The sequence below is a fragment of the Segatella copri genome (assembly GCF_003465495.1).
GTDB lineage: Bacteria > Bacteroidota > Bacteroidia > Bacteroidales > Bacteroidaceae > Prevotella > Prevotella copri_G.
Genome location: NZ_QSAV01000066.1, coordinates 10229 through 11032 on the forward strand (window position 1 = coordinate 10229; position 804 = coordinate 11032).

The 804-nt window shown below is 48.9% G+C and carries 1 protein-coding gene; it reads right to left on the reverse strand.

Annotated elements, in window-relative coordinates:
- Nucleotides 1–804: hypothetical protein (locus DWV53_RS15890; protein WP_220432018.1), on the reverse strand; the 804-nt coding region annotated here is incomplete at both ends.

An 804-nucleotide genomic window follows, 5' to 3' on the forward strand; every position in this document is an offset into this window, starting at 1 on the left:
GGATGCTTGCCAACCGATGCTCTTCCAATCAACATTTGAGGTGGATGAAATCTCAAAGCTGAAGTTGGTCAGTTTTTCTGTATTTTCCAGACTGATGTTGAGTGAATCACCATTGAAAGCCTCACCAGCCTTCAATGTACGAGCAAAGACAGTCTTCTTGGTATAGTTCGGGTTGTCGTTTCCGTCACTGTCTTTCTTGTCGTTGCTTCCAATGATGCTGAGAGCAACATCGTCGGTTGTTACAGGCTTGTAGAAGGCACTGTGAACTTCAACGCTTGATCCATTCCCCCCATTGGCAGAAGTTTTCACATCATAGATGGCACCATCCTCAGGCTTGTACTCTGTTGAAGAAAGCCCGTTAGGCAAGATATTTGACTCGCCAGCGTATGTAATGGTAGGCGACCAGCTCACCTTGTCAAAAGAACCGTTGCTTGTTTCCTCGGAACCCGACTGCACACGGAAATAGATTCTGTCACCACGCTTGACGGCAACAGAAGAGACTGCAGCGGCATAAGAACTGCCGTCACCCTTTGCAATAGTCTTGTTCCAAAGCTCATTGCCACCCTTTTGAATAGCAACCCTCACACCATCAGCTTTCTGGTATTCGTCAGCGTCATAGTCACCAGTCGGAGCGACAAGGCTCACTTGCCCTGCCACGCTGACAGTTCCATCCTTTGGTGCTTGCCATACACGCACAATATCCTCCATAGGGGAGTTCTTGATGGCTTCTGCCTGCTCGTCCTCGCTAACCTCCATAACGGATGTGTCAACCTTGCCACCATAGATGATTGGGCTTGGCGTGTC